Origin of the sequence: Streptomyces odontotermitis (genome assembly GCF_050510915.1) — a bacterium.
Taxonomy (GTDB): Bacteria; Actinomycetota; Actinomycetes; order Streptomycetales; family Streptomycetaceae; genus Streptomyces.
This window is the reverse complement of the sequence record NZ_JBNJLS010000010.1, coordinates 231530-257587: the sequence shown is the minus strand read 5'-3', so window position 1 is coordinate 257587 and position 26058 is coordinate 231530. Positions and strand designations below refer to the sequence as shown.

Here is a 26058-nt window from a genome sequence, read left to right as displayed (position 1 = left end):
GCCGCCGGGCCATTCCTGCGTCTCCGAGCTCTCCCGCACGAACGCCGAAGGGCGGCCACCCCGGTGGGGTGACCGCCCTTCAACTCACTGGCGCGCCTTACTGGTTGTACGGCCCGTAGTCGTAGTCCTCCAGCGGAACGGCCTGGCCGGAGCCCGTGCCGAACGGGGAGTAGTCGATGTCGTCGTAGCCGACGGCCGAGTACATCGCGGCCTTGGCTTCCTCGGTCGGCTCGACCCGGATGTTGCGGTAGCGGGACAGGCCCGTACCGGCCGGGATGAGCTTACCGATGATGACGTTCTCCTTGAGGCCGATGAGGCTGTCGGACTTGGCGTTGATCGCCGCGTCCGTCAGAACTCGGGTCGTCTCCTGGAAGGAGGCGGCCGACAGCCAGGATTCCGTCGCCAGCGAAGCCTTGGTGATACCCATCAGCTGCGGACGGCCGGAGGCCGGGTGGCCGCCTTCCGTCACGACCCGACGGTTCTCGGTCTCGAACTTCGAGCGCTCGACGAGCTCGCCCGGCAGCAGCTCCGCGTCGCCGGACTCGATGATCGTCACGCGGCGCAGCATCTGCCGGATGATGATCTCGATGTGCTTGTCGTGGATCGACACACCCTGCGAGTTGTAGACCTTCTGGACCTCGCCGACCAGGTGGACCTGGACCGCGCGCTGACCGAGGATCCGCAGCACGTCGTGCGGGTTGGTGGCACCCACGGTGAGCTTCTGGCCCACCTCGACGTGGTCGCCCTCGCCCACGAGCAGACGGGCGCGCTTCGAGATCGGGAACGCCGTCTCGTCGCTGCCGTCGTCCGGGGTGATGACGATCTTCTTGGTCTTCTCGGTCTCCTCGATGCGGACACGGCCCGCGGCCTCGGAGATCGGGGCGACACCCTTCGGCGTACGAGCCTCGAAGAGCTCGACGACACGGGGCAGACCCTGGGTGATGTCGTCACCGGCCACACCACCGGTGTGGAAGGTACGCATCGTCAGCTGGGTACCGGGCTCACCGATGGACTGGGCGGCGATGATGCCGACCGCCTCACCGATGTCGACCAGCTTGCCGGTGGCGAGCGAACGGCCGTAGCAGAAGGCACAGGTGCCGACCGCCGACTCACAGGTCAGGACCGAGCGGGTCTTGACCTCCTCGACGCCGTTGGCGACCAGGGCGTCGATGAGCACGTCACCGAGGTCGACGTTGGCCGGGGCGATGACCTTGCCGTCGACGACGACGTCCTCGGCCAGCATGCGGGCGTACACGGACGTCTCGACGTCGTCCGTCTTGCGCAGGACACCGTCCTCGCCGCGGACCGCGATCTTCAGCTTCAGACCGCGCTCGGTGCCACAGTCCTCCTCGCGAATGATGACGTCCTGCGAGACGTCGACCAGACGACGGGTGAGGTAACCGGAGTCGGCGGTACGGAGAGCCGTGTCCGCAAGACCCTTACGAGCACCGTGAGTCGAGATGAAGTACTCCAGCACCGACAGGCCCTCACGGAAGGAAGCCTTAATCGGACGCGGAATCGTCTCGTTCTTCGCGTTCGACACCAGACCACGCATACCGGCGATCTGGCGCATCTGCATCATGTTTCCTCGGGCACCCGAGTCAACCATCATGAAGATGGGGTTGGTCTTGGGGAAGTTCGCGTTCATCGCCTCGGCGACCTCATTGGTCGCCTTGGTCCAGATCGCGATGAGCTCCTGCGTGCGCTCTTCCTTGGTGATCAGACCGCGCTCGTACTGCTTCTGGACCTTCTCGTCCTGCGCCTCGTAGCCCGCGACGATCGCCTTCTTGGCCTCGGGGACCACGACGTCGGAGATGGCCACGGTGACACCGGAACGGGTCGCCCAGTAGAAGCCCGCCGCCTTCAGGTTGTCGAGCGTCGCCGCCACGATGACCTTGGGGTAGCGCTCGGCGAGGTCGTTGACGATCTCGGAGAGCTGCTTCTTGCCGACCGAGTAGTCGACGAACGGGTAGTCCTCAGGCAGCAGCTCGTTGAAGAGCGCGCGGCCCAGGGTCGTACGCAGCCGGAAGCTGTCGCCCTGCTGGTACTCCTGCTCGCCCTCCTCGACGGCCGGCGGGGTCCAGCCGCGCGGCGGGATGGTGCCCACCGGGAAGCGGATGTCGACCTTCGCCTGCAGCGAGAGCTCACCGGCGTCGAACGCCATGATCGCCTCGGCCGTCGAACCGAACGAACGGCCCTCGCCCTTGACGTCGCGCTCCTCCTCGTCCGTGGTGAGGAAGAAGAGGCCGAGCACCATGTCCTGGGTCGGCATGGTGACCGGACGGCCGTCAGCCGGCTTCAGGATGTTGTTCGAGGACAGCATCAGGATGCGGGCCTCGGCCTGCGCCTCCGCGGAGAGCGGCAGGTGAACGGCCATCTGGTCACCGTCGAAGTCCGCGTTGAACGCGGTGCAGACGAGCGGGTGAATCTGAATGGCCTTGCCCTCGACCAGCTGCGGCTCGAACGCCTGGATGCCGAGGCGGTGCAGCGTGGGCGCACGGTTCAGCAGAACCGGGTGCTCGGCGATGACCTCTTCGAGGACGTCGTACACGACCGTGCGGCCGCGCTCGACCATCCGCTTGGCGCTCTTGATGTTCTGCGCGTGGTTCAGGTCGACCAGGCGCTTCATCACGAACGGCTTGAAGAGCTCCAGCGCCATGGCCTTCGGCAGACCACACTGGTGCAGCTTCAGCTGCGGACCGACGACGATCACGGAACGCGCGGAGTAGTCCACACGCTTACCGAGCAGGTTCTGACGGAATCGACCCTGCTTACCCTTCAGCATGTCGCTGAGGGACTTCAGCGGACGGTTGCCGGGGCCCGTCACCGGGCGACCACGACGGCCGTTGTCGAAGAGGGCGTCGACCGCCTCCTGGAGCATGCGCTTCTCGTTGTTCACGATGATCTCGGGCGCACCGAGGTCGAGAAGCCGCTTCAGGCGGTTGTTGCGGTTGATCACGCGGCGGTACAGGTCGTTCAGGTCGGAGGTCGCGAAGCGGCCACCGTCCAGCTGCACCATCGGACGCAGGTCCGGCGGGATGACCGGCACGCAGTCGAGCACCATGCCCTTGGGGCTGTTGCTGGTCTGCAGGAACGCGGAGACGACCTTGAGGCGCTTGAGCGCACGGGTCTTCTTCTGGCCCTTGCCGGTACGGATGATCTCGCGGAGGCGCTCGGCCTCCTCGTCGAGGTCGAAGGTCTCCAGGCGCTTCTGCAGGGCAGCCGCACCCATGGAGCCGTCGAAGTAGGTGCCGAAGCGGTCGCGCAGCTCGCGGTAGAGCAGCTCGTCGCCCTCGAGGTCCTGGACCTTGAGGTTCTTGAAGCGGTTCCACACCTCGTCGAGACGGTCGATCTCGCGCTGGGCACGGTCGCGCAGCTGCTTCATCTCGCGCTCGGCGCCCTCGCGCACCTTGCGGCGCACGTCGGCCTTGGCACCCTCGGCCTCGAGCTCGGCCAGGTCGGTCTCGAGCTTCTTGGCGCGGGCCTCGAGGTCGGCGTCGCGGCGGTTCTCGACCTGCTGACGCTCCACGGAGACGTGCGCCTCCAGGGAGGGCAGGTCGCGCGTGCGGCGCTCCTCGTCCACGAACGTGATCATGTACGCCGCGAAGTAGATGACCTTCTCGAGGTCCTTCGGGGCGAGGTCGAGCAGGTAGCCAAGGCGCGACGGGACGCCCTTGAAGTACCAGATGTGCGTGACAGGCGCGGCCAGCTCAATGTGGCCCATCCGCTCACGACGCACCTTGGCGCGAGTGACCTCGACGCCGCAGCGCTCGCAGATGATGCCCTTGAAGCGGACACGCTTGTACTTGCCGCAGTAGCACTCCCAGTCCCGGGTCGGACCGAAGATCTTCTCGCAGAAGAGTCCGTCCTTTTCGGGCTTCAGGGTGCGGTAGTTGATGGTCTCCGGCTTCTTGACCTCACCGTGGGACCACTGTCGGATGTCGTCCGCGGTCGCGAGGCCGATCCGCAGCTCGTCGAAGAAGTTGACGTCGAGCACTTGTCGTCAATCCCTCTTTCGGGGTCGTGTCTCAATCATGGTCTGAGGGGGTCCGGGGTGGGGCCGGGTTCTCATCTCCGTACTGCACTTCCGTACGTCCATGAGAACCCGGCCAGACCCGTCAGACCTCTTCGACGCTGCTCGGCTCGCGCCGGGACAGGTCGATGCCGAGCTCTTCCGCGGCGCGGAAGACGTCCTCGTCGGTGTCGCGCATCTCGATGGACATGCCGTCCGAGGACAGCACCTCCACGTTGAGGCACAAGGACTGCATTTCCTTGATGAGCACCTTGAAGGACTCGGGAATGCCGGGCTCGGGGATGTTCTCGCCCTTGACGATGGCCTCGTAGACCTTCACGCGGCCGGTCACGTCGTCGGACTTGATCGTCAGCAGCTCCTGGAGGGCGTACGCGGCGCCGTAAGCCTCCAGCGCCCACACCTCCATCTCACCGAAGCGCTGGCCACCGAACTGAGCCTTACCACCCAGCGGCTGCTGGGTGATCATCGAGTACGGACCGGTCGAGCGAGCGTGCAGCTTGTCGTCGACCAGGTGGTGCAGCTTGAGGATGTACATGTACCCGACCGAGATCGGGTCCGGGAACGGCTCACCGGAGCGGCCGTCGAACAGCCGCGCCTTGCCGGACGGGAGGACCATGCGGTCACCGTCGCGGTTCGGGATGGTGTGCTCGAGGAGACCGGCCAGCTCGTCCTCGCGGGCACCGTCGAAGACGGGCGTCGCGACGTTGGTGCGCGGGGCGACCTGGTCGGCCTCGATGGCCTGCAGGCGCTGCGCCCAGTCGTCACCGAGCGAGGAGACGTCCCAGCCCTGGCTGGCGAGCCAGCCGAGGTGGATCTCCAGGACCTGTCCCGGGTTCATTCGGGACGGCACACCCAGCGGGTTCAGGATGATGTCGACCGGCGTCCCGTCCTCGAGGAACGGCATGTCCTCGATGGGCAGGATCTTGGAGATGACGCCCTTGTTGCCGTGACGGCCGGCGAGCTTGTCACCGTCCGTGATCTTGCGCTTCTGCGCCACGTAGACACGAACCAGCTGGTTCACGCCCGGCGGCAGCTCGTCGCCCTCTTCACGGTCGAAGACGCGGACGCCGATGACCTTGCCGGTCTCGCCGTGCGGCACCTTCAGGGAGGTGTCACGGACCTCGCGCGCCTTCTCACCGAAGATCGCGCGGAGCAGACGCTCCTCCGGGGTCAGCTCGGTCTCACCCTTGGGCGTGACCTTGCCGACGAGGATGTCGCCGGCGATGACCTCGGCACCGATGCGGATGATGCCGCGCTCGTCGAGGTCGGCGAGGACCTCCTCGGAGACGTTCGGGATGTCCCGGGTGATCTCCTCGGGGCCGAGCTTGGTGTCACGGGCGTCGACCTCGTGCTCCTCGATGTGGATCGAGGAGAGGACGTCGTCCTGCACCAGACGCTGGCTGAGGATGATGGCGTCCTCGTAGTTGTGACCCTCCCACGGCATGAACGCCACGAGCAGGTTCTTGCCGAGGGCCATCTCGCCGTCCTCGGTCGCGGGACCGTCGGCCAGGACCTGACCGGCGATGACCCGCGCGCCCTCGTCCACGACGACCTTCTGGTTCACAGAGGTGCCCTGGTTGGAACGGGAGAACTTCGACAGGCGGTACGTGGTGTACGTGCCGTCGTCGTTGGCGGTGGTGATGTAGTCCGCGGAGACCTCCTGGACCACACCGTCCTTCTCGGCCTTCAGTACGTCACCGGCGTCGACCGCGCAGCGGTACTCCATGCCGGTGCCGACGAGCGGCGCCTCGGACTTAATCAGCGGCACGGCCTGACGCATCATGTTCGCGCCCATGAGGGCACGGTTGGCGTCGTCGTGCTCGAGGAACGGGATCATGGCGGTCGCGACCGACACCATCTGGCGCGGCGAGACGTCCATGTAGTCGACGTCCGTGCCGGGCACGTAGTCGACCTCGCCACCACGGCGGCGGACCAGGACGCGGGCCTCGGCGAACCGGAGCTCGTCGGTCAGCGGCGCGTTGGCCTGCGCGATGACGAAGCGGTCTTCCTCGTCGGCCGTGAGGTAGTCGACCTCGTCACCGACGACACCGTCGACGACCTTGCGGTACGGCGTCTCGATGAAGCCGAACGCGTTGATGCGGCCGTACGAGGCGAGCGAACCGATCAGACCGATGTTCGGGCCTTCGGGCGTCTCGATCGGGCACATGCGGCCGTAGTGCGAGGGGTGCACGTCACGGACTTCGAAGCCGGCCCGCTCACGGGAGAGACCACCCGGGCCGAGGGCGTTCAGACGACGCTTGTGCGTCAGCCCCGACAGCGGGTTGTTCTGGTCCATGAACTGGGACAGCTGGCTGGTGCCGAAGAACTCCTTGATGGAGGCGACGACCGGCCGGATGTTGATCAGGGTCTGCGGCGTGATCGCCTCGACGTCCTGGGTGGTCATGCGCTCACGCACGACGCGCTCCATACGGGCGAGACCCGTGCGGACCTGGTTCTGGATCAGCTCGCCGACGTTACGGATACGACGGTTGCCGAAGTGGTCGATGTCGTCCGTCTCGACGATGATCGAGCGACCGGACTCGCCGACCGTCTCGGTCTCACCGGCGTGCAGCTTCACCAGGTACTTGATCGTGGCGATGACGTCGTCGGTGGTGAGCACGCCGGCGTCCAGCGGCTCGTCCGCGCCGAGCTTCTTGTTCACCTTGTAGCGGCCGACCTTCGCCAGGTCGTAGCGCTTCGGGTTGAAGTAGAGGTTCTCAAGCAGCGTCTGCGCGGCCTCGCGCGTGGGGGGCTCGCCCGGACGCAGCTTGCGGTAGATGTCGAGCAGCGCGTCGTCCTGACCCTGGGTGTGGTCCTTCTCCAGGGTGGCGCGCATGGACTCGTACTCGCCGAACTCCTCGAGGATCTGCTCGGTCGTCCAGCCGAGAGCCTTCAGGAGAACGGTGACGGACTGCTTGCGCTTGCGGTCGATGCGCACACCGACCATGTCGCGCTTGTCGATCTCCATCTCCAGCCAGGCACCCCGGGACGGGATGATCTTGGCGGAGAAGATGTCCTTGTCGGACGTCTTGTCGATCGAGGAGTCGAAGTAGACACCGGGCGAACGGACCAGCTGCGACACCACGACACGCTCGGTGCCGTTGATGACGAAGGTGCCCTTGTTCGTCATGAGCGGGAAGTCGCCCATGAAGACCGTCTGGGACTTGATCTCGCCGGTCTCGTTGTTGGTGAACTCAGCGGTGACGAAGAGCGGGGCGGCGAACGTGAAGTCGCGCTCCTTGCACTCGTCGATCGAGTTCTTCGGGGGCTCGAAGCGGTGGTCGCGGAACGTCAGGGACATCGACCCGGAGAAGTCCTCGATCGGGGAGATCTCCTCGAAGATCTCCTCGAGGCCGGACTTGGTGGGGACGTTCTGTCCGCTTTCGAGAGCCGCCTCGACACGAGCCTTCCACGCGTCGTTTCCGAGCAGCCAGTCGAAGCTCTCGGTTTGCAGCGCAAGAAGGTTCGGAACCTCGAGGGGCTCCTTGATCTTTGCAAAGGAGATGCGCAGCGGGGCGGTGCTTGCGCCGTTGTTCGTATTCGCGGTCGAGGCAGTGCGCGAGGCGGCCAAGAGGGGGTCCTTCCGAGGGCTCGGACTCACTACGCGCGTACCGGTCCCAGCTGGACACAGAGACAGAAAAGCCCAGGTCAGGGCAGTTTCAATCCACGGTGCTCAAGCATGGGCATGCCCCTGGTGACGGGCAGGAGGCAGCTAACAGGCAGCGCAAAGGGTCAGTGTAGCCAGTAGGCCCACTGATGTCCAGTGCGGGTTTTGGGAGACCCTCGTTGTTCTCAACACCTGCGGCAAGCCACGTCCTCAGCGCACATCGATACTGCCCTCTTCGCCGCCGATCCATGCCTCGGATGCGGATCGTTGTGACGACGCGTCCTGAGAATTGCGCGCTGCGTGCGGTTCGTCAAGGCCCCCCTGCCCAGACAGGGCTCCGACATCGTCACCGCCAGGGGCCGTTTCGTGGCACAACGAAGATCACCATACTCGCCGGGGCGGACAGTGCAAGGCAGCCGTCACGGGAACGCCAAAGGGCGACCACCCAGATGGGTGATCGCCCTTGGTGAGCGCCTCAAACGGCACTCAGAAGAGTCAGACGACTCGTGAGGTCACTTGACCTCGACGGAGGCGCCGGCGCCCTTGAGGGCCTCGGCGGCCTTCTCCGCGGCGTCCTTGGCGACCTTCTCAAGGACCGGCTTCGGGGTGCCGTCGACGAGGTCCTTGGCCTCCTTCAGACCCAGGGAGGTCAGCTCACGCACGACCTTGATGACCTGGATCTTCTTGTCGCCGGCACCCGTGAGGATGACGTCGAACTCGTCCTGCTCCTCGGCGGCGGCGGCGTCGCCACCGGCAGCGGCACCACCGGCAACGACGACCGGCGCGGCGGCGGCGGCGGTGACGTCGAACTTCTCCTCGAAGGCCTTCACGAACTCGGAGAGCTCGATGAGGGTCATCTCCTCGAACTGCGCGAGCAGGTCGTCCTGGCTGAGCTTCGCCATGATGGCGGTCCTTCCACTAATTCGGCTGGTGCCGGAGTTACATGTGAGGCGGGCGTACATTCAGGCCCGCTGCGACCCGCGCCCTACGCGGCGCAGATCATGACGCGAGCCGAATTACTCGGCACCGCCCTGCTCGGCCTGCTTGGCGCGAAGCGCGTCCACGGTGCGGACGAGCTTCGACGGGAGCGCCTGGAAGACAGAGGCAGCCTGGGACTGCTTGCCCTTCATGGCACCCGCCAGCTTGCTGAGCAGAACCTCGCGGGACTCGAGGTCCGCAAGCTTCTTGATCTCGTCGGCGGACAGCGCCTTGCCATCAAGGACACCGCCCTTGATGACGAGAGCGGGGTTGTCCTTGGCGAAGTCACGAAGACCCTTCGCCGCCGTGACCGGGTCACCGGTCACGAAAGCGACAGCCGTCGAGCCCTTGAGGTGCTCGTCCAGCGGGATCCCGGCCTCGTCGGCCGCGATCTTGGTCAGCGTGTTCTTCACCACACGGTACTGAGCGTTCTCGCCGAGAGAACGGCGAAGCTCCTTGAGCTGCGCCACGGTCAGTCCGGTGTAAGAAGTCACAACAGCAGCGTTGGAGTTGCGCAGCTTCTGCGTGATCTCCTCGACAGCAGCGACCTTGTCGGACGTCGCCATGAGCCTCGGCCTCCTTCCGGGGTGATGATCCTCGACTGACCTTCCGATCAGCCGCACGTCGCCGGACCGCCTGAATCAGGCACGTGAAGAAGGGGCTCTGCAGCAAAACGAAACGCCCCGGCGCAGGCGCACGGGGCGTGAGCTCAACCGGACAGCATGCATCCGGGATCTCTTCCACAGTCACCTGCGCGGGTCGTCCGCAGTTCAGCGGATCCTTCGGCCGCCGCGCACTCGCGAGAGCACACAGCAACGACCAGCGGTCTTTGGCTTCTGTGGAAGAGTACGCGAACGGGTCCGCGTCAAGCAAATCGCTCAGATACCGCCCAGACCGGCGGACCCTCCTGCGCCCGCTCCGCCCTTCTCGAACCCTTCCTTGAGGGTCTTGAACAGGTCGAAGGTGTCCTTGGCGGGCGGCGGTGTCACCTTGGCGGCGGCACCGTAGTCCGAGTACGTCTGCGAGGTCTTCACCGTGCCCTCGGGCGACTTGATGTCGATGTCCATGCGGACCGGGTAGTCGTCCTCGTTGACCCAGACCTCGGTGTCGTAGCCCTTGATGCCCGACTTGTCGATGTTCTTGAAGAGCTGCTCACGCTCGCGCTTGCTGAGGACGTCGTCCAGTGCCTTGTTGGTCGACATCATCTCCTTGACGGTGAGGCGGCCCTTGTAGCGCTGCGTCTGCACGCCGTCGACCGTGGCGGAGCCGAGGTGCTTCAGGTTGGGCGACCCCAGGAGCATCGCGAGCTGCTGCGCCGGGCTCTGGTTCATGTTGTCGAGGCCGCCGGTCAGCATCTTCGTGAGCTTCGGGTCGCCGGCCTCCTCCGCGATGGACTTCATGTCCATCTTCATCCAGCGCTTGCCGTCCATCTTCTTGGCCCCGGCCGCGCCCATGTCCGCGTACATCACGTTGTCGCTCCAGAGCATCCGGATCTTCTCCGGTGCGTCCGGGTCGCCCTCCGTGAGAGCGGAACCCGACATCGTCACGTCCATGACGGACGGGTCCCAGCCCATGACGCCGGTCATCTTCATCTCGCCCGTGCCGCCCATGGCCTTGCCCATCGCTCCGGCGGGGGCCGACATCGTCATCCGGACCTTGGCGGACTTCGCGGCCGAGGTCTTCTTGTACGCGGCGGTGATGACGTCCGTCACCTGCGAGCGGGACTGCGGCTCCCCGGCCTTCCCCGCGCCCTTGTCCGACGAGTCGCCGCCGGAACAGGCCACCGCTCCGGTGCAGAGCAGCGCGGTGGCGAGCACGGCGCCCGCCACCCGCTTGCGGCCCAGATTTCCACGGACAACACCAGTCATGACCCCACCCCTAGGAACACATGATCGACACATTTCGTGTCCTGAGCGTACCTGAGGTGCGATTGTGGATCTTCTGGTTATGCCGCGGGCTGCTGGTTCATGAGCTCCTTGAAGTTCATGGTGTCGGTGGACGAGGGCTTCGCCACGGAGACCGGGGTGCCGTAGTCGCTGTAGTAGGCGGTCTGGGAGAACGTGCCGTTCTTCGTCTCGCCCTTCTCGATCTTCTTGACCAGCAAGTCGTCGCCGTTGACCCAGATGTCGATCTGCTCGGTGCTCATGCCCATCTGATCGAACTGCTTCTTGAGCTCCGACTTCTGCTGCGCGTCCAGATTCGCGCTCTTGCCGGTGAAGTCCGCCACGTCGACCGTGCCCGAGTAGTGGGTCGCCTTCGTGCCGCGGACCGTCTCCTCGCCCACGCGCTTCACATCGCCCGAGGCCAACAGCATCTTCACCGACTGGTTCGGAGTGGTGTTCTGCATCTGGTCCTTGAAGGCCGCGCCCGCGGCACCGCTCATCTTGGCGAGGCTGTCGTAGTCGTACTCGACCCAGTGCTTGCCGTCGCCGGCCTGCGCCGCGAACTTGTCGCCCATGTTCGCGTAGAAGCCGTTCTTCAAATAGCGGTAGTTGATCTTCGGCTGGCCGAGCGCCTTCATCTGCTCGGCCTGGGCGCCGCCGGTGAACGTCACCGTGACGTCCCCCGTGATGCCGTCCGACCAGGCCATGGCACCGTCCATGTCCATCGTCGACTGGCTGCCCATCTGGGTCGTGCCCTCGACCTTGGCGGAGTCCGCCTTGTCCGTCGTCTTCGCGATGCCACGCAGGGCGGCTATGGGGCTGAGCGCCACGCTCCCCTTGTCCTTGGAGCCCTCGTCCTTGCCCGAGCCCCCGTCCGAGGAGCCACAGGCCGCCACGGACGTCAGTGCGGCCGCGATCGCGATGGCCAGGCCCGCCCGGCGCACGGTCGTCGTGCTGTTCATTCGTCCCACCCCTTGTGTCCACACAGAGCCTGCACGCTAGCGCAGCCCTCTGACATCGCGTACCCGCGAACTCAACAAACAAGGACGGGCCCCGCACCTCGAAAGGTTGCGGGGCCCGTCCACGGAACGCGCCGGAGCGCGTCACCTACGCGTACGCGCGACTGCCGTCAGACTGCTCAGACGGCGGCCGGGTCCTCCTCGGTGAGGAGGTTGCGGGTGCGGTTCGAGTCGAGCGGAATGCCGGGGCCCATCGTGGTGGTGATGGCGGCCTTCTTGATGTAGCGACCCTTGGCGGCGGACGGCTTCAGACGGAGGATCTCCTCCAGGGCCGCGCCGTAGTTCTCCACCAGCTTGGTGTCGTCGAAGGACACCTTGCCGATGATGAAGTGCAGGTTCGCGTGCTTGTCGACACGGAACTCGATCTTGCCGCCCTTGATGTCGTTGACAGCCTTGGCGACGTCGGGGGTCACGGTGCCGGTCTTCGGGTTCGGCATCAGACCACGCGGACCGAGCACGCGGCCGAGGCGGCCGACCTTGCCCATGAGGTCCGGGGTGGCGACGACGGCGTCGAAGTCCAGGCGACCCTTGGCGACCTCGTCGATCAGCTCGTCGGCGCCGACGATGTCGGCCCCAGCGGCTTCCGCGGCCGCAGCACGGTCACCGGTCGCGAAGACCAGGACCCGGGCGGTCTTACCGGTGCCGTGCGGGAGGTTCACGGTGCCGCGGACCATCTGGTCGGCCTTGCGCGGGTCAACACCCAGACGGAAGGCGACCTCGACGGTGCCGTCGAACTTGGTCGTGGAGGTCTCCTTGGCGAGACGGACGGCCTCGAGCGGGGCGTAGAGCTTCTCCCGGTCGATCTTGGCGTCCGCAGCGCGGAGGGACTTGCTGCGCTTCACTTCTACTCCTGAGGTTCAGGTATGGAGTTCGTGGTCCGAGCCAGCGCCGGCCCTACCACTGAAAGGTCAAACGGGGTGAGGTCAGCCCTCGACCGTGACGCCCATGGAGCGCGCGGTACCGGCGATGATCTTCGCCGCGGCGTCCAGGTCGTTGGCGTTCAGGTCGGCCATCTTGGTGGTGGCGATCTCGCGGACCTGCGCGTCGGTGATCTTCGCGACCTTGGTCTTGTGCGGCTCGCCGGAGCCCTTCTCGATGCCCGCGGCCTTGAGGATCATCTTGGCAGCCGGAGGCGTCTTGGTGATGAAGGTGAAGGAACGGTCTTCGTAGACCGTGATCTCCACCGGGATGACCCAACCGCGCTGCGACTCGGTCGCGGCGTTGTAGGCCTTGCAGAACTCCATGATGTTGACGCCGTGCTGGCCCAGCGCGGGGCCGACCGGCGGAGCCGGGTTGGCAGCGCCGGCCTGGATCTGGAGCTTGATAAGCCCCGTGACCTTCTTCTTCTTGGGAGGCATGTGCTCTCTCTCCGGGTCTTAGTGAGAGTGTTCAGCCATCCAGTCCGGATCATCCGGATGGAGGCATACCGCACAACGATAACGGGTATCCATGCGCGGCCAAAAACCGAGCAGGTCAGACGGGCTTTGGCAGCCCGTCTGACCTGCTCGGAAGCGTGCGGTCCGGAAGAACCTAGTTCTTCTGGATCTGGTCGAAGCTCAGCTCGACCGGGGTCTCGCGACCGAAGATCTCGACGAGGCCCTTGACCTTCTTCGAGTCGGCGTTGATCTCGTTGATCGTCGCCTGCAGCGTCGCGAACGGGCCGTCGGTGACGGTGACCGAGTCGCCCACCTCGAAGTCCAGGACCTGGACCTCGACCTTGCGCTGCGGAGCGGGCTTGCCCTCGGCCTCGGCGGCCTCGCGGGCGGCCTTCTCCTCGGCCTCCGGGGCGAGCATCTTGACGATCTCGTCCAGGGTCAGCGGGTACGGGTCGTAGGCGTTGCCCACGAAGCCGGTGACGCCGGGGGTGTTGCGGACGACGCCCCAGGACTCGTTCGTCAGGTCCATGCGCACCAGCACGTAGCCGGGGAGCTTGTTCTGACGGATGGTCTTGCGCTCGCCGTTCTTGATCTGCGCGACCTCTTCCTGCGGCACCTCGGCCTGGAAGATGAAGTCCTCGACGTTCAGCGAGACGGCGCGCTGCTCGAGGTTGGTCTTCACGCGGTTCTCGTAACCGGCGTACGTGTGGATGACGTACCACTCGCCGGGGAGAGTGCGGAGCTCGTCGCGGAGGGCGGCGATCGGGTCGACCGGCTCGGCCTCTTCCTCGGTCTCGACGGGCGCCTCGTCCTCGGCGCTCTCCTCGTCGGCGACCTCGGCGACAGCGGCCTCGTCCTCTTCGGACTCCGCGACAGCCTCGGCGTCGCCCTCAAGGTGGAGGGCGGCCTCTTCGGCGGCTGCGCCTGCGGCGGCGTCGGCAGCCTCGGCCTGGTCCGGGCCCTCGGCGTCCGCCGCCTCGACGATGTCGATCTGGTCCTCCACGGACTCCGCCGACTCGATGGCGTCGTTCAGGTTCGGGTCAGACACGGTGGCTGCTTCTTCCTGGATACAAGGGGTGGAACACGCGAATAGGGGCGCCGGGAACGGCGCCCTTCGCTTTCGGCTCAGCCGAAGATGTAGCTGACTGCGTGGTTGAAGCCATAGTCAATCACGGTCACAAGACCAATCATGATGACGACGAAGACAATCACCACGGTGGTGTACGTCGTGAGCTGGCCTCGCGTCGGCCAGACGACCTTGCGGAGCTCGGCGACGATCTGGCGGTAGAAGAGCGCGAGCCGGCCGAAGGGGCCCTTCTTGCCGCGCTTGCCGCCCTTACGAGCCTTCTTCTTCGACTCCGGCGCCTCATCCTGGGCATCAGGCATGTCGATGGAGCCCACGGCGTCCGTCACTCGTCCTCACCTGATTCCGGGTCGTGGCCGTGCCGCGCCCGGTTGAGCCGCACGGCGGTGCATTGCAGTACGTACATGCGCACACATCCTGGCGAAGGAGTGTGTAGCAGGGCCGGAGGGACTTGAACCCCCAACCGCTGGTTTTGGAGACCAGTGCTCTACCAATTGAGCTACGACCCTTTGATTTCCCCCAACCTACCGCATCCGCCCATGTGCACGGAGTGCGTTGAGAGGTTGCGGCCGTTGAAGGCCAACGAGGGAAGAGTGTACGTGGTCTGCGAGCCCCCGTCGAACAGATACGGATCCGATGGTCTTGGAAACCTGTGTGCCGGGCCTCTTGGGGGTCTGGAACCATGGGGCTCATGAGCGCTGCTACTCCTCCCACCGAGCGCCGGGTCTCTGCCCGCATCGGCGCGATCTCCGAGTCCGCGACCCTCGCTGTGGACGCCAAGGCCAAGGCCCTCAAGGCCGCCGGGCGACCGGTGATCGGGTTCGGCGCGGGTGAGCCCGACTTCCCGACCCCGGACTACATCGTCGAAGCGGCCATCGAAGCCTGCAAGAACCCGAAGTACCACCGCTACACGCCTGCGGGCGGCCTGCCCGAGCTCAAGGCCGCGATCGCCGCGAAGACGCTGCGCGACTCCGGTTACGAGGTCGACGCCTCCCAGGTCCTGGTGACCAACGGCGGCAAGCAGGCCATCTACCAGGCGTTCGCCGCGATCCTCGACCCGGGCGACGAGGTCATCGTCCCGGCCCCGTACTGGACCACCTACCCCGAGTCGATCCGCCTCGCGGGCGGCGTCCCGGTCGACGTCGTCGCCGACGAGACCACCGGGTACCGCGTCACGGTGGAGCAGCTGGAGGCCGCGCGCACCGAGCGCACGAAGGTCGTGCTGTTCGTCTCGCCGTCCAACCCGACGGGCGCGGTCTACAGCGAGGCCGACGCGGAGGCGATCGGCCGCTGGGCCGCCGAGCACGGGCTGTGGGTCCTCACCGACGAGATCTACGAGCACCTCGTCTACGGAGACGCGAAGTTCACGTCGCTGCCCGCGATCCTGCCCGAGCTGCGCGACAAGTGCATCGTGGTCAACGGCGTCGCCAAGACCTTCGCGATGACGGGCTGGCGCGTGGGCTGGATCATCGGCCCGAAGGACGTCGTGAAGGCCGCGACGAACCTCCAGTCGCACGCCACGTCGAACGTCTCCAATGTGGCCCAGGCCGCGGCCATCGCCGCCGTCTCCGGCGATCTGACCGCCGTGGAGAAGATGCGCGAGGCATTCGACCGGCGCCGCAGGACCATCGTGCGGATGCTCAACGAGATCGACGGCGTGGTCTGCCCCGAGCCGGAGGGCGCCTTCTACGCCTACCCGTCGGTGAAGGCGCTGCTCGGCAAGGAGATCCGCGGCAAGCGCCCGCAGGACTCGGTCGAGCTGGCCGCGCTGATCCTGGACGAGGTCGAGGTCGCCGTGGTGCCGGGCGAGGCGTTCGGCACGCCGGGCTACCTGCGCCTTTCGTACGCCCTCGGGGACGAGGACCTGGTCGAGGGCGTCTCCCGGCTGCAGAAGCTGCTCGCGGAGGCCCGCGACTGACGCCTTCGCGGTCTTCGCGCTCCACGCGCGCGTGGACGGGCCCCTCCGTAGGAAGTCTCTACGGAGGGGCCCGTTTGTCAGTTCGGGCAGGTACCCGATGGGGAAAAGCGGCTACCGGTACGACAGGTGTGTACGGCAGGATCTTGGGATGGAGCGTGTACGCGACGTAAGAGAGCTGCCGAAGGCCCATCTGCACCTGCACTTCACGGGGTCGATGCGCCCCTCGACCCTGCTGGAGCTCGCCGACAAGTACGGCGTCCGGCTGCCCGAGGCGCTGACCGGCGCCGAGCCACCGAAGCTACGGGCCACTGACGAGCGCGGCTGGTTCCGCTTCCAGCGGCTCTACGACGCCGCCCGGTCCTGCCTGCGGGAGCCCGAGGACATCCAGCGCCTCGTGCGCGAGGCCGCCGAGGAGGATCTGCGGGACGGCTCGGGGTGGCTGGAGATCCAGGTGGACCCGACGTCGTACGCGCCTCGGCTCGGCGGGCTCATCCCGGCCCTGGAGATCATCCTGGACGCCGTGGACAGCGCGCAGCGGGAGACCGGGCTCGGGATGCGGGTGCTGGTCGCGGCCAACCGCATGAAGCACCCGCTGGACGCCCGCACGCTGGCCCGGCTCGCGGTGCGCTACGCCGACCGCGGCATCGTCGGCTTCGGGCTCTCCAATGACGAACGGCGCGGCATGGCACGGGACTTCGACCGCGCCTTCCACATCGCCCGCGAGGGCGGGCTGCTGTCCGCCCCGCACGGGGGCGAGCTGACGGGCCCGTCGTCCGTGCGCGACTGCCTGGACGACCTGCACGCCTCCCGGATCGGGCACGGGGTGCGGGCCGCCGAGGACCCACGGCTGTTGCAGCGCCTCGCCGAGCGGGGTGTGACCTGCGAGGTCTGCCCGGCTTCGAACGTGGCGCTCGGCGTCTACGAGAAGCCCGAGGACGTGCCGCTGCGGACCCTGTACGAGGCCGGGGTGCCGCTGGCGCTCGGCGCCGACGACCCGCTGCTCTTCGGGTCGCGGCTCGCCGCTCAGTATGAGCTCGCGCGGCGCCACCACGGCTTCGACGACGTCGCGCTGGCCGAGCTCGCGCGGCAGTCGGTGCGCGGGTCGGCCGCCCCCGTCGACGTCAAGGAGAAGCTGCTTTCCGGGGTCGACGCGTGGCTGGCTAGCTGATTCCGCTCAGGAGGGTGCGGGCGACGGCGGCCGCGAACTCGTCGACGGGCTGCGGCGGTTGGCCGTCCGGCGTCATTTCGTACGCGAAAGCGCGCTGGGCACAGGCCCCCAGGAGGAGCGACGCGGCGGCGTGGGTGTCGGCGTCCGCGCGGATGCGGCCCGCCTTCTGTTCGGCGCGCAGATAGGCGTCCAGGCCCTCGATGGGCTTGTGCGGACCCGTGCCCATCTCCCGCATGACCTCTTCGTGGCGGCGCTTGAGCTGGGGCTCCGCGTACAGGGAGGCGGCCATCGGGAAGGTCTGGGCGTAGAAGAGGGCCGCCTGGCGGGCGATCTCGGTGAGGTTCTCCTCCACGCTGTGCCCGCCCGAGTCGAGGACGAGCCTGGTCAGGAGCGGGTTGAGCCGGGGCAGCCGTTCGTTGAGGACCGTCACGAACAGCTCCTCCTTGTTGGCGAAGTGCTTGTAGAGAGCCGCTTCGGAGCAGCCGGCCGCCTTGGCGATCTCCTTGGTGGTGGTACGCGCGAGGCCGAGGGTCAGCATGAGTTCGCGTGCGGCGTCGACGAGGCGGGTGCGGGTCGGCTTCTGTTGCATGCGGACTCCAAAAGAAGCTTGACGAGTGGGTGAGTGCCCACTCACCCTAGGGGTGAGTGAATACTTACCCACCTTAGGAGGGTGCGCCATGAAGCTCACAGTTTTCGGTGCGACCGGGGGCATCGGCCAGGAGATCGTCAAGCAGGCCCTCAACGCGGGCCACGAGGTGACGGCGGTCGTGCGGGACCCCGCCCGATTCACGGTGACCGGCGAACGCCTGGAGGTGTTCCGGGCCGATCTCAAGGACGCGGAGGCGCTGCGGCCCGCGGTCGCGGGCCGGGACGCGGTCCTGTCGGGGCTCGGCGCCCGCAAGCGCGCGGACGCGGGGATCGCCACCGAGGTGACCCGTCCGGTGCTGCGGGCGATGGAGGCGGAGGGGGTGCGCCGCCTCCTGGTCGTGAGTGCCGGACCGGTGGGGCTCGAACCCGCGGACACACCGCTGCTGGACCGCGCCATGCGGGCCGTGATCAGCCTGATCCTGAAGGACGTCTACGCCGACCTGACCGCCATGGAGGCCGAGTTGGCGGGCAGCGCGACGGACTGGACGTCGGTGCGGCCGCCGCGGCTGCTCGACAAACCGCTCACGGGCTCGTACCGGACGGCCGTGGGCGGCTTCCCGCGCGCGGGGCGGACGATCGCGCGGGCGGACGTGGCCCACGCGATGCTGGCCATGATCGACGATCCGGCCACCGTGAAGCAGGGAGTGGGGGTGGCTTACTGAAGTGGCCCGCCGGCCACCCTCCGGCCACCGCCTACAGGCTGACGCCCACCGTCACCGGCTCGTTGACCAGCGTGATCCCGAAGGTCTCGCGCACTCCGGCGACGACCTCACGGGCCAGTGCGAGCAGGTCCTCCGTAGTGGCGCCGCCCCGGTTGGTGAGCGCGAGCGTGTGCTTCGTGGAGATGCGGGCGGGTCCCGATCCGTAGCCCTTGGTGAAGCCCGCCTTGTCGATGAGCCAGGCCGCGGAGGTCTTCACACGCCCCTCCCCCGCCGGGAAGGCGGGCGGGGCGGTGTCCGCACCCAGGCGCTGCTCCACGCGCGCGCGGAAGGCGGCGAACTCCTCCTCGGTGAGGATCGGGTTGGTGAAGAAGGACCCGGCCGACCAGGAGTCGTGGTCCTCGGGGTCGAGCACCATACCCTTGCCCGAGCGGAGCTTCAGGACCGTCTCCCGGGCGAGGGCGGCGGGCACGCGGTCGCCCGCCTCCACACCGAGAGTGCGGGCCGTCTCCGCGTACTTGATGGGGGCGCTCTGGCCGCCCGCGTCCTCCAGCTCGAAGCGCACGCGCAGGACCACATAGCGGTCGGGATCGGCCTTGAAGCGGCTGTGACGGTACGAGAAGTCGCACTCGGCGTTCGGAATCGTGACCGTTTCCTGGGTCTTCCGGTCGTACGCGATCACTTCGGTGATCGTCGACGAGACCTCCTGGCCGTACGCCCCCACGTTCTGGATCGGCGTCGCGCCTGCGGAGCCGGGGATTCCGGCGAGGCACTCGACGCCCGCGAGACCCGCCTCGACCGTCCGCGCGACGGCGTCGGTCCAGATCTCGCCGGCCGCCAACTCCAGCTTCGCGCCGTCGAGTTCGAAGCCCTGGGTGGCGATGCGCAGGGCGGTGCCCGCGAAGCCCTTGTCACCGATGACCAGGTTGCTGCCGCCGCCGATGAGCAGCAGTGGCGTACCGGTGTCGTCGGCCTCGCGGACGGCGGCGATCACCTCGGCGTCGGTCGTCGCGGTGATCAGGCGGGTCGCGGGGCCGCCGAGCCGGAAGGTGGTCAGCGGGGCGAGGGGGGCGTCGTGAAGTTCCTGCACGTGCACAAGGGTACGGTCCGTGGCCCCACCGCTCGGGCGGGGCCACGGACCGCGGGAGCCGCCGTGGTCAGACACCGGCCGGGGCGCGCTCCTCGGCCACGGTCTCCACAGCTGCCGAGGCGGAACCCCCGGCCGCCGGCCGCCGCCGCGGCAGCAGCGCCGCCGCCACCGCCGCGAGGGCCACCACCGCGGCGCCCACCCAGAGCGCGGGCTGCAGCCCGTCCACGGCGGCCTGCGGCGACTCCCAGCCGCCCTGGCCGGAGAAGACCGAGGCCAGGATCGCGATGCCGAGGGCGCCGCCGACCTCCCGGAGGGCGTTGTTGGCGCCGGACGCGATGCCCTGCTCCGAGGGGCGGACGCTGGACATGACCAGGTCGGCGGCCGGGGCGAAGTACAGGGCCATGCCGATGCCGCTGAGGATCAGGGCGGGGAGCTGTGCGGCGTACGACACGTCGGTGGCGACGACGGCGGCGAACCAGCCGAGGCCGACTGCCTGCAGCGCGAGCCCCGCGGCGACGACCGGGCGGCCGCCGATCCGGCCCGAGAGATAGCCCGCGATCGGCGAGACGAGCATCGGCATGCCGGTCCAGGGAAGCATCCGCAGCCCCGCCTCGGTGGGCGAGTAGCCGAGGACGCCCTGGAGGAACTGGCTGAGCAGGAAGATCGATCCGAACATTCCGACGAACATCAGCAGGCTGGCAGCGTTGATCGCGGAGAAGGCGCGACTACGAAAGAGGCGCATGGGGAGCATGGGGTTGGCGTTGCGGATGCCGTGATGGACGAACCCGGCAAGGAGTGCGGCGCCCGCGAACAGCCCGGTGAGGACCGGCATGCTGGTCCAGCCGTCGATGTTGCCGCGGATCAGGCCGTACACGATCCCGAAGAGGCCACCGCTGGCGAGCACGGTACCGACGATGTCCAAGGGCGCCCCCGTGCCGTACGACTCCGCGAGGCGCAGCCGGGCGAGCGGCAGCAGGGCCAGGCCGATCGGCACGTTCAGCCAGAAGATCCACTGCCAGGACACGTGTTCGGTGAGGCTGCCGCCGATGAGCGGGCCGCTGGCCACCGCGAGGCCGTTGACGGCACCCCAGATCCCGTACGCCATACCGCGCTTGGCCACGGGCACGGCGGCCGTGAGCAGGGTCAGCGTCAGCGGCATCATGATCGCGGCGCCGACGCCCTGGACCGCGCGGGCGGCGATCAGCCCGCCGATGCCGGGCGCGAGCGCCGCACCCGCGGAGGCGCCCGTGAAGATCACCAGGCCCGTGAGGAAGAGCCGTCGGCGGCCGAAGCGGTCGCCCAGGGCCGCGCCGAACATCAGCAGCACGGCGAAGGTGAGCGTGTAGGCGCTCACGGTCCATTCGAGGTCCTCCAGGGCCCCGCCGAGGTCCTTTCGGATGGAGGGCAGGGCGGTGGTGACCACGAGGTTGTCGAGCGCCGCCATGAATCCGGCGGCGCTGGTGACGACGAGGGCCCAGACGACTCCCCCGCGACGTTCGGCTTGCTGTGACATTGCTTCCCCTTGTTGTTAGTTATCAATGACTAACTTTTGCGGACACAGAAAGCCCGCCCCCATTCACCTGCGCACGACTCAGCCCTTGGGCTGCGACGAGTCGTAGAAGCCCGTCCAGACTCGGTGATCGGGCTGAAAGCCCATCGAGACCAGGACGTTGATGAGCATTCCGTAGGCGAGGAACTGCGTCGTCTCGCCGACGTCCGCCCCCAGCGCCAGCCGGCACACGTCGTACATCTCCATCCACGCCGACCGGAGTGCCTCGCCGAACTCGTGGTCCCCGGCCGCCTCCGCGGCGGCCACGGCGACGTAGATCTGCATCTGCATGAGCAGCTTGTCCGGGTCGTCGGCGATGAGCGCCTGGTAGGCCGCGCCCATGGCGTGCAGGGCGGCCTCCCCCTCGAGCCCCTCGGACGCCTTCCTGAAGACTTCGGTGGTCTCCTGGCAGCAACGCAGGGACGCCGCCTGGAAGATGGCCTGCTTGCCAGGGAAGAGGCGGAAGAGATACGGCTGCGAGACGCCGACCCGCTTGGCGATCGCCTCGGTGGAGGTGCCCTTGTAGCCGCCGCGGGCGAACTCGGTCATCGCCGCGCGGATGACGCTCTCGCGTCGCTCCTCTGCGCTCATCCTTGCCATGCGAGGAAGTTAGTGGCTAATCACTATCTACGTCAAGAAGGTGGACGCCGCCCTGCACCGCATGAGCCCCGCTGCGTACGCGTAAGGGGCACCCGCAATGGCCGGGTGCCCCTTACTGCTACTACGCGCCTTCGAAGTCTGCGAAGGTCAGGCAAGGCGGACGACCGCGCGCGACATGCCGAGGACCTTCTGGCCCGCGCTCATCGCCGTGAGGTCAACCCGCACCTGGCTGTCGTCCAGCTTGGCGGCGACCTTGGCGCTGACCTCGATGGTCGCGCCCTTGTCGTCGTTCGGGACCACGACGGGCTTGGTGAAGCGCACGCCGTACTCGACGACGGCGGCCGGGTCGCCCGTCCAGTCCGTCACCACGCGGATCGCCTCGGCCATGGTGAACATGCCGTGCGCGATGACGTCCGGGAGGCCGACCTCGACCGCGAACTTCTCGTTCCAGTGGATCGGGTTGAAGTCCCCGGAGGCGCCCGCGTATTGGACGAGCATGGCGCGCGTCACAGGGAAGGTCTGGGCCGGCAGCTCCGTGCCGACCTCGACGTCGTCGTAGGAAATCTTCGCCGCCATCGCTTACGCCTCCTCGACCGCACGCGCGACGAGCTTGGTCCACGCGGTCACCACGTGCTCCCCCGCCTCGTCGTGCACCTCACCCCGGATGTCCAGGATGTCGTTGCCCGCCATGGACTTGATCGCCTCGATGGTCGACGTGACCGTGAGCCGGTCGCCCGCGCGCACGGGGCGCCGGTACGAGAACTTCTGGTCGCCGTGCACGACGCGGCTGTAGTCGAGCCCCAGCTGGGGGTCCTCGACGACCTGGCCCGCGGCCTTGAAGCTGATCGCGAAGACGAAGGTCGGCGGGGCGATCACATCCGGGTGCCCGAGCGCCTTGGCGGCCTCCGGGTCGACGTACGCGGGGTTGGCGTCCCCCACGGCCTCGGCGAACTCCCGGATCTTCTCCCGGCCGACCTCATAGGGGTCGGTGGGCGGGTAGGACCGCCCCACGAAGGACTGGTCGAGCGCCATGGCTCGGCACCTCCTGCAGCTGAAGGTCGACTGGCCGAAACAGATGCGGCCTGATCTGTAAACGCCGCGAGGCCGCCCCCAGCAATCGGGGACGGCCTCACGAACGAGCCTGTATTTATCGCGTTTCGCGGTGCGCGGTGTGCGCGTTGCAACGCGGGCAGTGCTTCTTCATCTCAAGACGGTCCGGGTTGTTGCGCCGGTTCTTCTTGGTGATGTAGTTCCGCTCCTTGCACTCCACGCAGGCCAGCGTGATCTTCGGGCGGACGTCGGTGGCAGCCACGTGAGTGCTCCTTGACGGACGGATGGACGGATGAACGCAAAAAAGAGTAGCCGATCGAAGGACCGACCCCACAATCGGCTACCAGGAGTAGCGGTGACCGGACTTGAACCGGTGACACAGCGATTATGAGCCGCTTGCTCTACCGACTGAGCTACACCGCTGCGATGCCGGATCCCCTCGCCCGAAGGCGAGGATCACTCGACATCAGAGCCCCAATGCGGAATCGAACCGCAGACCTTCTCCTTACCATGGAGACGCTCTACCGACTGAGCTATTGGGGCGAGCGATGAAGACATTACACGCTCGGTCGCCGATCGCCCAAATCCGTTTCGCCAGGGCCGTCCGGGGGCATGGGCAGCCTCGTCACTGGCGTCTGGATACGCCCCATCGGTACCCCGCACCACACCGGTACGACTATTGCGCTCCTCCTCGAAGCGGGCCGGTCGTCACCCTAGGCTCGACTCACGCTGCGTGATCTTGTGCGCCTCGTCGCCCCAGCAGCCGCCCCCGAACCACAGGAGCGCGATGCCCGACAGTCAGCCGCAGCAGCCCCACTCCTCCGGGTCCTCCAGCGGCGAGTCCGCCGCCGAGGCGTCTTCCTTGCTGCTGTGCGGGGCCCGGCTCACCGACGGCAGGACCGTGGACGTGCGGCTCGGGGGCGGCCACATCGAGGCGGTCGGGACCGCCGGCAGCCTCACCGCGCACGCCGCGCGCGTGGACCTCGGCGGCTATCTCCTGCTGCCCGCGGCCGCCGAGCCGCACGCCCATGGCGACACCGCGCTGTCCGCGGACGCCGAGGGCCCCGTCTCGTACGAACTGGCGGACGTCCAGCGGCGCACCACCGAGGCCGCCCTGCTGCAGCTCGGCCACGGGGCGACGGCGCTGCGCTCGCATGTGCGCATCGGGGACCTCCAGGGGCTGACGTCGATGGAGGCGGTGCTCCAGGCGCGGCGCTCGCTGCGCGGGCTCGTCGATCTGACAGCCGTGGCGATGCCGCGGCTGCTGACCGGGGTGGCCGGGGCGGACGGGCTCGCGATGCTGCGGGACGCCGTGAAAATGGGCGCCTCTGTAGTGGGCGGCTGTCCCGATGCCGACCCCGATCCGACGGGCTACGCGGAGGCCGTCCTGGAGATCGCGGCGGAGCACGGCTGCCCCGTCGACCTGCACACGGACGGGAGCGACCCGGCGCGGCTCGCCCGGCTCGCCGCGATGGCGGGCGGGCTGCGGCCGGGAGTGAGCATCGGGCCGTGCGGCGGACTCGGGCGGCTGCCCGCCGACGTGGCCTCACGGGCCGCGGATCAGCTGGCGGCGGCCGGGGTGACCGTGGTCTGCCTGCCGCAGGGCGGGTGCGGCGGGGCGGAGAGGCGCGGGGTGGCGCCGGTGCGGCTGCTGCGGTCGGCGGGGGTACGGCTCGCGGCGGGCAGCGGGGCGATGCGCGACGTGTCGAACCCCGTGGGGCGCGGGGATCCGCTGGAGGCCGCCTATCTGCTGGCCTCACGGAGCGGGCTGCGGCCTGAGGACGCGTACGGGGCGGTGAGCGGGGCGGCGCGCGCGGCCATGGGGCTGCCCGAGGTCCGCGTGGAGGCTGGTTTTCCGGCCGAGCTGCTCGCCGTGCGCGGGGACCGGCTCGCGGGCGCGCTCTCGCTCGCGTACAGCCGCATCGTGGTGCACCGGGGGCGCGTGGTGGCGCGGACCAGCGCGGTGCGCGAGTACTGCGATTCGGCGGCTGCCGTCGCGCTCGACCTGCCGCGGCAGGGACGGTCGAAGGGCAGCGAGCAGGGGCGTGCGAAGGGCGGCGAGCCGTCCTGACACGCGCCGGGGGCCGCCGGGCCTGAGCGGACGGACCCGCGTGCCTGTCCGGAAGCGCGCTGCCGGCTGTGGGGGCACGCGCGCGTGCCGGGGCGAAGCGGTCGCGCCTGCCGTACGGTCGGAAGCATGCGCATTGTCATCGCTGGGGGACACGGTCAGATCGCGCTGCGGCTGGAGCGTCTGCTCGCCGCGCGCGGTGACGAAGTAGCCGGGCTGATCCGCAATGCCGGGCAGGAAGCCAATCTGCGGGACGCCGGGGCCGAACCGCTGCTGTGCGACCTGGAGTCGGCGTCCGTCGACGAGGTCGCGCGCCACCTGGAGGGCGCGGACGCGGCGGTGTTCGCCGCGGGCGCGGGGCCCAACAGCGGCGTCGACCGCAAGGAGACCGTCGACAGGGGCGCCGCCGTGCTCTTCGCCGACGCGGCGGAGCGGGCCGGAGTGCGGCGCTATGTCGTGGTGTCCTCGATGGGCGCGGATCCGGCCCACCCGGGCGACGAGATCTTCGACGCCTATCTGCGCGCCAAGGGCGAGGCCGACGCGAACGTACGCGCGCGTGCCGGGCTCGACTGGACGATCCTGCGGCCCGGGATGCTCACGGACGACGCGGGCACCGGTCTCGTACGCCTGGAGGCGTCTACGGGGCGCGGGCCGGTCCCCCGGGACGACGTCGCCGCGGTCCTGGCCGAGCTTCTGGAGAGCGCGGCCACGGCAGGGCTGACACTGGAGCTGGTCAGCGGCTCCACGCCCGTCTCCGTGGCGGTCAAGTCCGTGGCGGGCAACTGAGCTTCTGAGCGCGGAGCGGGCGCGTCAGAACAGCGGCAGCTGGCCCGGGAAGTCCGGGACCGTGTAGCCGTCGAGAGCCGGTTGTGCGGCGCCGAGTTGGGCCAGCCTGCGGGAGCCGGGGCAGGAGACGAGCTCGCCGGTGCCGTGCGCTCCTGGAGGGTCGTGGCGTGCGAAGCGGCCCGCGACGACGGCGATCTCGCGGCGGCACTCCGGGCAGTTCCTGCGACGGGACGACATGGGGACAGTCTGCCCGCGCCGCCGCGGCGTGCATACGAAAAAGCCCCCTCCATGCTGCGTTTCCGCAGTTGGAGGGGGCTTCCTCAATGTGGCGGCGCCAGGATTCGAACCTGGGAAGGCTGAGCCGGCAGATTTACAGTCTGCTCCCTTTGGCCGCTCGGGCACACCGCCTGGGTCGCTGCCTGAGATCCGCTTTGGGGCGGCGCTCCGTGGCAACGACGTAAACGATACCTGATGCACAGGGGTGCTTCGCCACCCGATTGATCGGCACCCCGCGCGGGGGCAGTGGCTAGGCTTTGCGGGAT

23 protein-coding genes and 4 tRNA genes are annotated in these 26058 nt (G+C 68.1%); 5 read left to right on the top strand and 22 right to left on the bottom strand.

Translation table 11 applies throughout. From position 1 onward, the window contains the following. Window positions 1-97: 97 nt before the first annotated feature. The 11 genes from ACQB60_RS27060 to ACQB60_RS27010 all read right to left on the bottom strand — a co-directional run bounded on the left by ACQB60_RS27060 (window position 98) and on the right by ACQB60_RS27010 (window position 14489). The gene (locus ACQB60_RS27060; RefSeq protein WP_496928714.1) at window positions 98-3997 is read right to left on the bottom strand and encodes a DNA-directed RNA polymerase subunit beta'; all 3900 of its coding nucleotides are present in this window, start codon (window positions 3995-3997) and stop codon (window positions 98-100) included. A gap of 121 nt (window positions 3998-4118) precedes the next feature. Continuing rightward, window positions 4119-7604, bottom strand: coding sequence for a DNA-directed RNA polymerase subunit beta (gene rpoB, locus ACQB60_RS27055; protein ID WP_384829892.1), 3486 nt, complete (start codon window positions 7602-7604; stop codon window positions 4119-4121). A gap of 548 nt (window positions 7605-8152) precedes the next feature. Beyond that, a complete protein-coding gene (rplL, locus tag ACQB60_RS27050) occupies window positions 8153-8542 on the bottom strand; it encodes a 50S ribosomal protein L7/L12 (protein WP_384829889.1) in 390 nt (129 codons plus the stop codon). Between the two features lie 114 nt (window positions 8543-8656). Beyond that, window positions 8657-9184 carry a 50S ribosomal protein L10 gene (gene rplJ, locus ACQB60_RS27045; protein ID WP_384829886.1) on the bottom strand — a complete coding sequence of 176 codons (528 nt, stop codon included), beginning with the start codon at window positions 9182-9184 and terminating at the stop codon, window positions 8657-8659. Between the two features lie 312 nt (window positions 9185-9496). Next, window positions 9497-10486, bottom strand: a complete 990-nt coding sequence (locus tag ACQB60_RS27040) for an SCO4651 family lipoprotein (RefSeq protein ID WP_496928713.1) — start codon at window positions 10484-10486, stop codon at window positions 9497-9499. A 77-nt stretch (window positions 10487-10563) separates the two neighbouring features. Further along, entirely contained in the window at window positions 10564-11463 is a 900-nt protein-coding gene (locus ACQB60_RS27035; RefSeq protein WP_496928712.1) for an SCO4651 family lipoprotein, read from the bottom strand. 176 nt (window positions 11464-11639) lie between these two features. Then, window positions 11640-12362 carry a 50S ribosomal protein L1 gene (rplA, locus tag ACQB60_RS27030; protein WP_384829877.1) on the bottom strand — a complete coding sequence of 241 codons (723 nt, stop codon included), beginning with the start codon at window positions 12360-12362 and terminating at the stop codon, window positions 11640-11642. Between the two features lie 81 nt (window positions 12363-12443). Beyond that, window positions 12444-12878 carry a 50S ribosomal protein L11 gene (rplK, locus tag ACQB60_RS27025; RefSeq protein WP_100594902.1) on the bottom strand — a complete coding sequence of 145 codons (435 nt, stop codon included), beginning with the start codon at window positions 12876-12878 and terminating at the stop codon, window positions 12444-12446. Between the two features lie 172 nt (window positions 12879-13050). Then, on the bottom strand, window positions 13051-13944 hold the full coding sequence (gene nusG, locus ACQB60_RS27020) for a transcription termination/antitermination protein NusG (RefSeq protein ID WP_384829874.1): 894 nt from the start codon (window positions 13942-13944) through the stop codon (window positions 13051-13053). Window positions 13945-14021: 77 nt separating this feature from the next. Next, window positions 14022-14309 (bottom strand): preprotein translocase subunit SecE, encoded by a 288-nt coding sequence (gene secE, locus ACQB60_RS27015; RefSeq protein ID WP_384829871.1) that lies wholly within the window; start codon window positions 14307-14309, stop codon window positions 14022-14024. 107 nt (window positions 14310-14416) lie between these two features. Continuing rightward, window positions 14417-14489: transfer RNA gene (locus tag ACQB60_RS27010), tRNA-Trp, on the bottom strand. A gap of 182 nt (window positions 14490-14671) precedes the next feature. Between ACQB60_RS27010 and ACQB60_RS27005 the strand changes: the two genes are divergently transcribed. Together ACQB60_RS27005 and ACQB60_RS27000 are read left to right on the top strand one after the other, a co-directional pair. Continuing rightward, window positions 14672-15898, top strand: coding sequence for a pyridoxal phosphate-dependent aminotransferase (locus ACQB60_RS27005; protein ID WP_384829868.1), 1227 nt, complete (start codon window positions 14672-14674; stop codon window positions 15896-15898). A gap of 148 nt (window positions 15899-16046) precedes the next feature. Beyond that, window positions 16047-17066 (top strand): adenosine deaminase, encoded by a 1020-nt coding sequence (locus ACQB60_RS27000; protein ID WP_496928711.1) that lies wholly within the window; start codon window positions 16047-16049, stop codon window positions 17064-17066. On the opposite strand, the gene ACQB60_RS26995 is transcribed toward ACQB60_RS27000, so the two are convergent. Then, window positions 17059-17655 (bottom strand): TetR/AcrR family transcriptional regulator, encoded by a 597-nt coding sequence (locus ACQB60_RS26995; RefSeq protein WP_384829862.1) that lies wholly within the window; start codon window positions 17653-17655, stop codon window positions 17059-17061. The genes ACQB60_RS27000 and ACQB60_RS26995 overlap by 8 nt on opposite strands. 88 nt (window positions 17656-17743) lie before the next feature. On the opposite strand from ACQB60_RS26995, the gene ACQB60_RS26990 reads away from it, so the two are divergent. Then, window positions 17744-18376 (top strand): NAD(P)-dependent oxidoreductase, encoded by a 633-nt coding sequence (locus ACQB60_RS26990; RefSeq protein ID WP_496928710.1) that lies wholly within the window; start codon window positions 17744-17746, stop codon window positions 18374-18376. A gap of 31 nt (window positions 18377-18407) precedes the next feature. On the opposite strand, the gene ACQB60_RS26985 is transcribed toward ACQB60_RS26990, so the two are convergent. From ACQB60_RS26985 to ACQB60_RS26950, 8 genes are all read right to left on the bottom strand, one after another. Then, window positions 18408-19463 carry a UDP-N-acetylmuramate dehydrogenase gene (locus ACQB60_RS26985; protein ID WP_496928709.1) on the bottom strand — a complete coding sequence of 352 codons (1056 nt, stop codon included), beginning with the start codon at window positions 19461-19463 and terminating at the stop codon, window positions 18408-18410. 67 nt (window positions 19464-19530) lie between these two features. Continuing rightward, window positions 19531-20976: an MFS transporter gene (locus tag ACQB60_RS26980; protein WP_496928708.1), complete on the bottom strand. Its 1446-nt coding sequence runs from the start codon at window positions 20974-20976 to the stop codon at window positions 19531-19533. Between the two features lie 78 nt (window positions 20977-21054). Beyond that, on the bottom strand, window positions 21055-21612 hold the full coding sequence (locus ACQB60_RS26975; protein WP_496928707.1) for a TetR/AcrR family transcriptional regulator: 558 nt from the start codon (window positions 21610-21612) through the stop codon (window positions 21055-21057). A 147-nt stretch (window positions 21613-21759) separates the two neighbouring features. Beyond that, window positions 21760-22188 (bottom strand): MaoC family dehydratase, encoded by a 429-nt coding sequence (locus ACQB60_RS26970; RefSeq protein WP_496928706.1) that lies wholly within the window; start codon window positions 22186-22188, stop codon window positions 21760-21762. A 3-nt stretch (window positions 22189-22191) separates the two neighbouring features. Further along, window positions 22192-22644, bottom strand: a complete 453-nt coding sequence (locus ACQB60_RS26965; protein WP_496928705.1) for an FAS1-like dehydratase domain-containing protein — start codon at window positions 22642-22644, stop codon at window positions 22192-22194. A 115-nt stretch (window positions 22645-22759) separates the two neighbouring features. Then, window positions 22760-22924: a 50S ribosomal protein L33 gene (gene rpmG, locus ACQB60_RS26960; RefSeq protein ID WP_003948671.1), complete on the bottom strand. Its 165-nt coding sequence runs from the start codon at window positions 22922-22924 to the stop codon at window positions 22760-22762. An 88-nt stretch (window positions 22925-23012) separates the two neighbouring features. Continuing rightward, a tRNA-Met gene (locus ACQB60_RS26955) sits at window positions 23013-23085 on the bottom strand. A 47-nt stretch (window positions 23086-23132) separates the two neighbouring features. Next, window positions 23133-23205 (bottom strand) — tRNA-Thr (locus ACQB60_RS26950). A 244-nt stretch (window positions 23206-23449) separates the two neighbouring features. Here ACQB60_RS26950 and ACQB60_RS26945 point away from each other — a divergent pair. Together ACQB60_RS26945 and ACQB60_RS26940 are read left to right on the top strand one after the other, a co-directional pair. Continuing rightward, entirely contained in the window at window positions 23450-24733 is a 1284-nt protein-coding gene (locus ACQB60_RS26945; protein ID WP_496928704.1) for an amidohydrolase family protein, read from the top strand. A 126-nt stretch (window positions 24734-24859) separates the two neighbouring features. Further along, on the top strand, window positions 24860-25516 hold the full coding sequence (locus tag ACQB60_RS26940; protein ID WP_496928703.1) for an SDR family oxidoreductase: 657 nt from the start codon (window positions 24860-24862) through the stop codon (window positions 25514-25516). Window positions 25517-25540: 24 nt separating this feature from the next. Here ACQB60_RS26940 and ACQB60_RS26935 read toward each other — a convergent pair whose 3' ends face one another. Continuing rightward, window positions 25541-25753 carry a hypothetical protein gene (locus tag ACQB60_RS26935; protein ID WP_384829835.1) on the bottom strand — a complete coding sequence of 71 codons (213 nt, stop codon included), beginning with the start codon at window positions 25751-25753 and terminating at the stop codon, window positions 25541-25543. Window positions 25754-25842: 89 nt separating this feature from the next. After that, window positions 25843-25924: transfer RNA gene (locus ACQB60_RS26930), tRNA-Tyr, on the bottom strand. Window positions 25925-26058: the final 134 nt, after the last annotated feature.

Coding starts and splice junctions, on each gene's coding strand:
- rplL (WP_384829889.1), bottom strand. CDS start 8,542: ATGGCGAAGCTCAGCCAGGACGACCTGCTCGCGCAGTTCGAGGAGATG.
- rplJ (WP_384829886.1), bottom strand. CDS start 9,184: ATGGCGACGTCCGACAAGGTCGCTGCTGTCGAGGAGATCACGCAGAAG.
- ACQB60_RS27040 (WP_496928713.1), bottom strand. CDS start 10,486: ATGACTGGTGTTGTCCGTGGAAATCTGGGCCGCAAGCGGGTGGCGGGC.
- ACQB60_RS27035 (WP_496928712.1), bottom strand. CDS start 11,463: ATGAACAGCACGACGACCGTGCGCCGGGCGGGCCTGGCCATCGCGATC.
- rplK (WP_100594902.1), bottom strand. CDS start 12,878: ATGCCTCCCAAGAAGAAGAAGGTCACGGGGCTTATCAAGCTCCAGATC.
- ACQB60_RS27005 (WP_384829868.1), top strand. CDS start 14,672: ATGAGCGCTGCTACTCCTCCCACCGAGCGCCGGGTCTCTGCCCGCATC.
- ACQB60_RS27000 (WP_496928711.1), top strand. CDS start 16,047: ATGGAGCGTGTACGCGACGTAAGAGAGCTGCCGAAGGCCCATCTGCAC.
- ACQB60_RS26995 (WP_384829862.1), bottom strand. CDS start 17,655: ATGCAACAGAAGCCGACCCGCACCCGCCTCGTCGACGCCGCACGCGAA.
- ACQB60_RS26990 (WP_496928710.1), top strand. CDS start 17,744: ATGAAGCTCACAGTTTTCGGTGCGACCGGGGGCATCGGCCAGGAGATC.
- ACQB60_RS26980 (WP_496928708.1), bottom strand. CDS start 20,976: ATGTCACAGCAAGCCGAACGTCGCGGGGGAGTCGTCTGGGCCCTCGTC.
- ACQB60_RS26975 (WP_496928707.1), bottom strand. CDS start 21,612: ATGGCAAGGATGAGCGCAGAGGAGCGACGCGAGAGCGTCATCCGCGCG.
- ACQB60_RS26970 (WP_496928706.1), bottom strand. CDS start 22,188: ATGGCGGCGAAGATTTCCTACGACGACGTCGAGGTCGGCACGGAGCTG.
- ACQB60_RS26965 (WP_496928705.1), bottom strand. CDS start 22,644: ATGGCGCTCGACCAGTCCTTCGTGGGGCGGTCCTACCCGCCCACCGAC.
- ACQB60_RS26945 (WP_496928704.1), top strand. CDS start 23,450: ATGCCCGACAGTCAGCCGCAGCAGCCCCACTCCTCCGGGTCCTCCAGC.
- ACQB60_RS26940 (WP_496928703.1), top strand. CDS start 24,860: ATGCGCATTGTCATCGCTGGGGGACACGGTCAGATCGCGCTGCGGCTG.
- ACQB60_RS26935 (WP_384829835.1), bottom strand. CDS start 25,753: ATGTCGTCCCGTCGCAGGAACTGCCCGGAGTGCCGCCGCGAGATCGCC.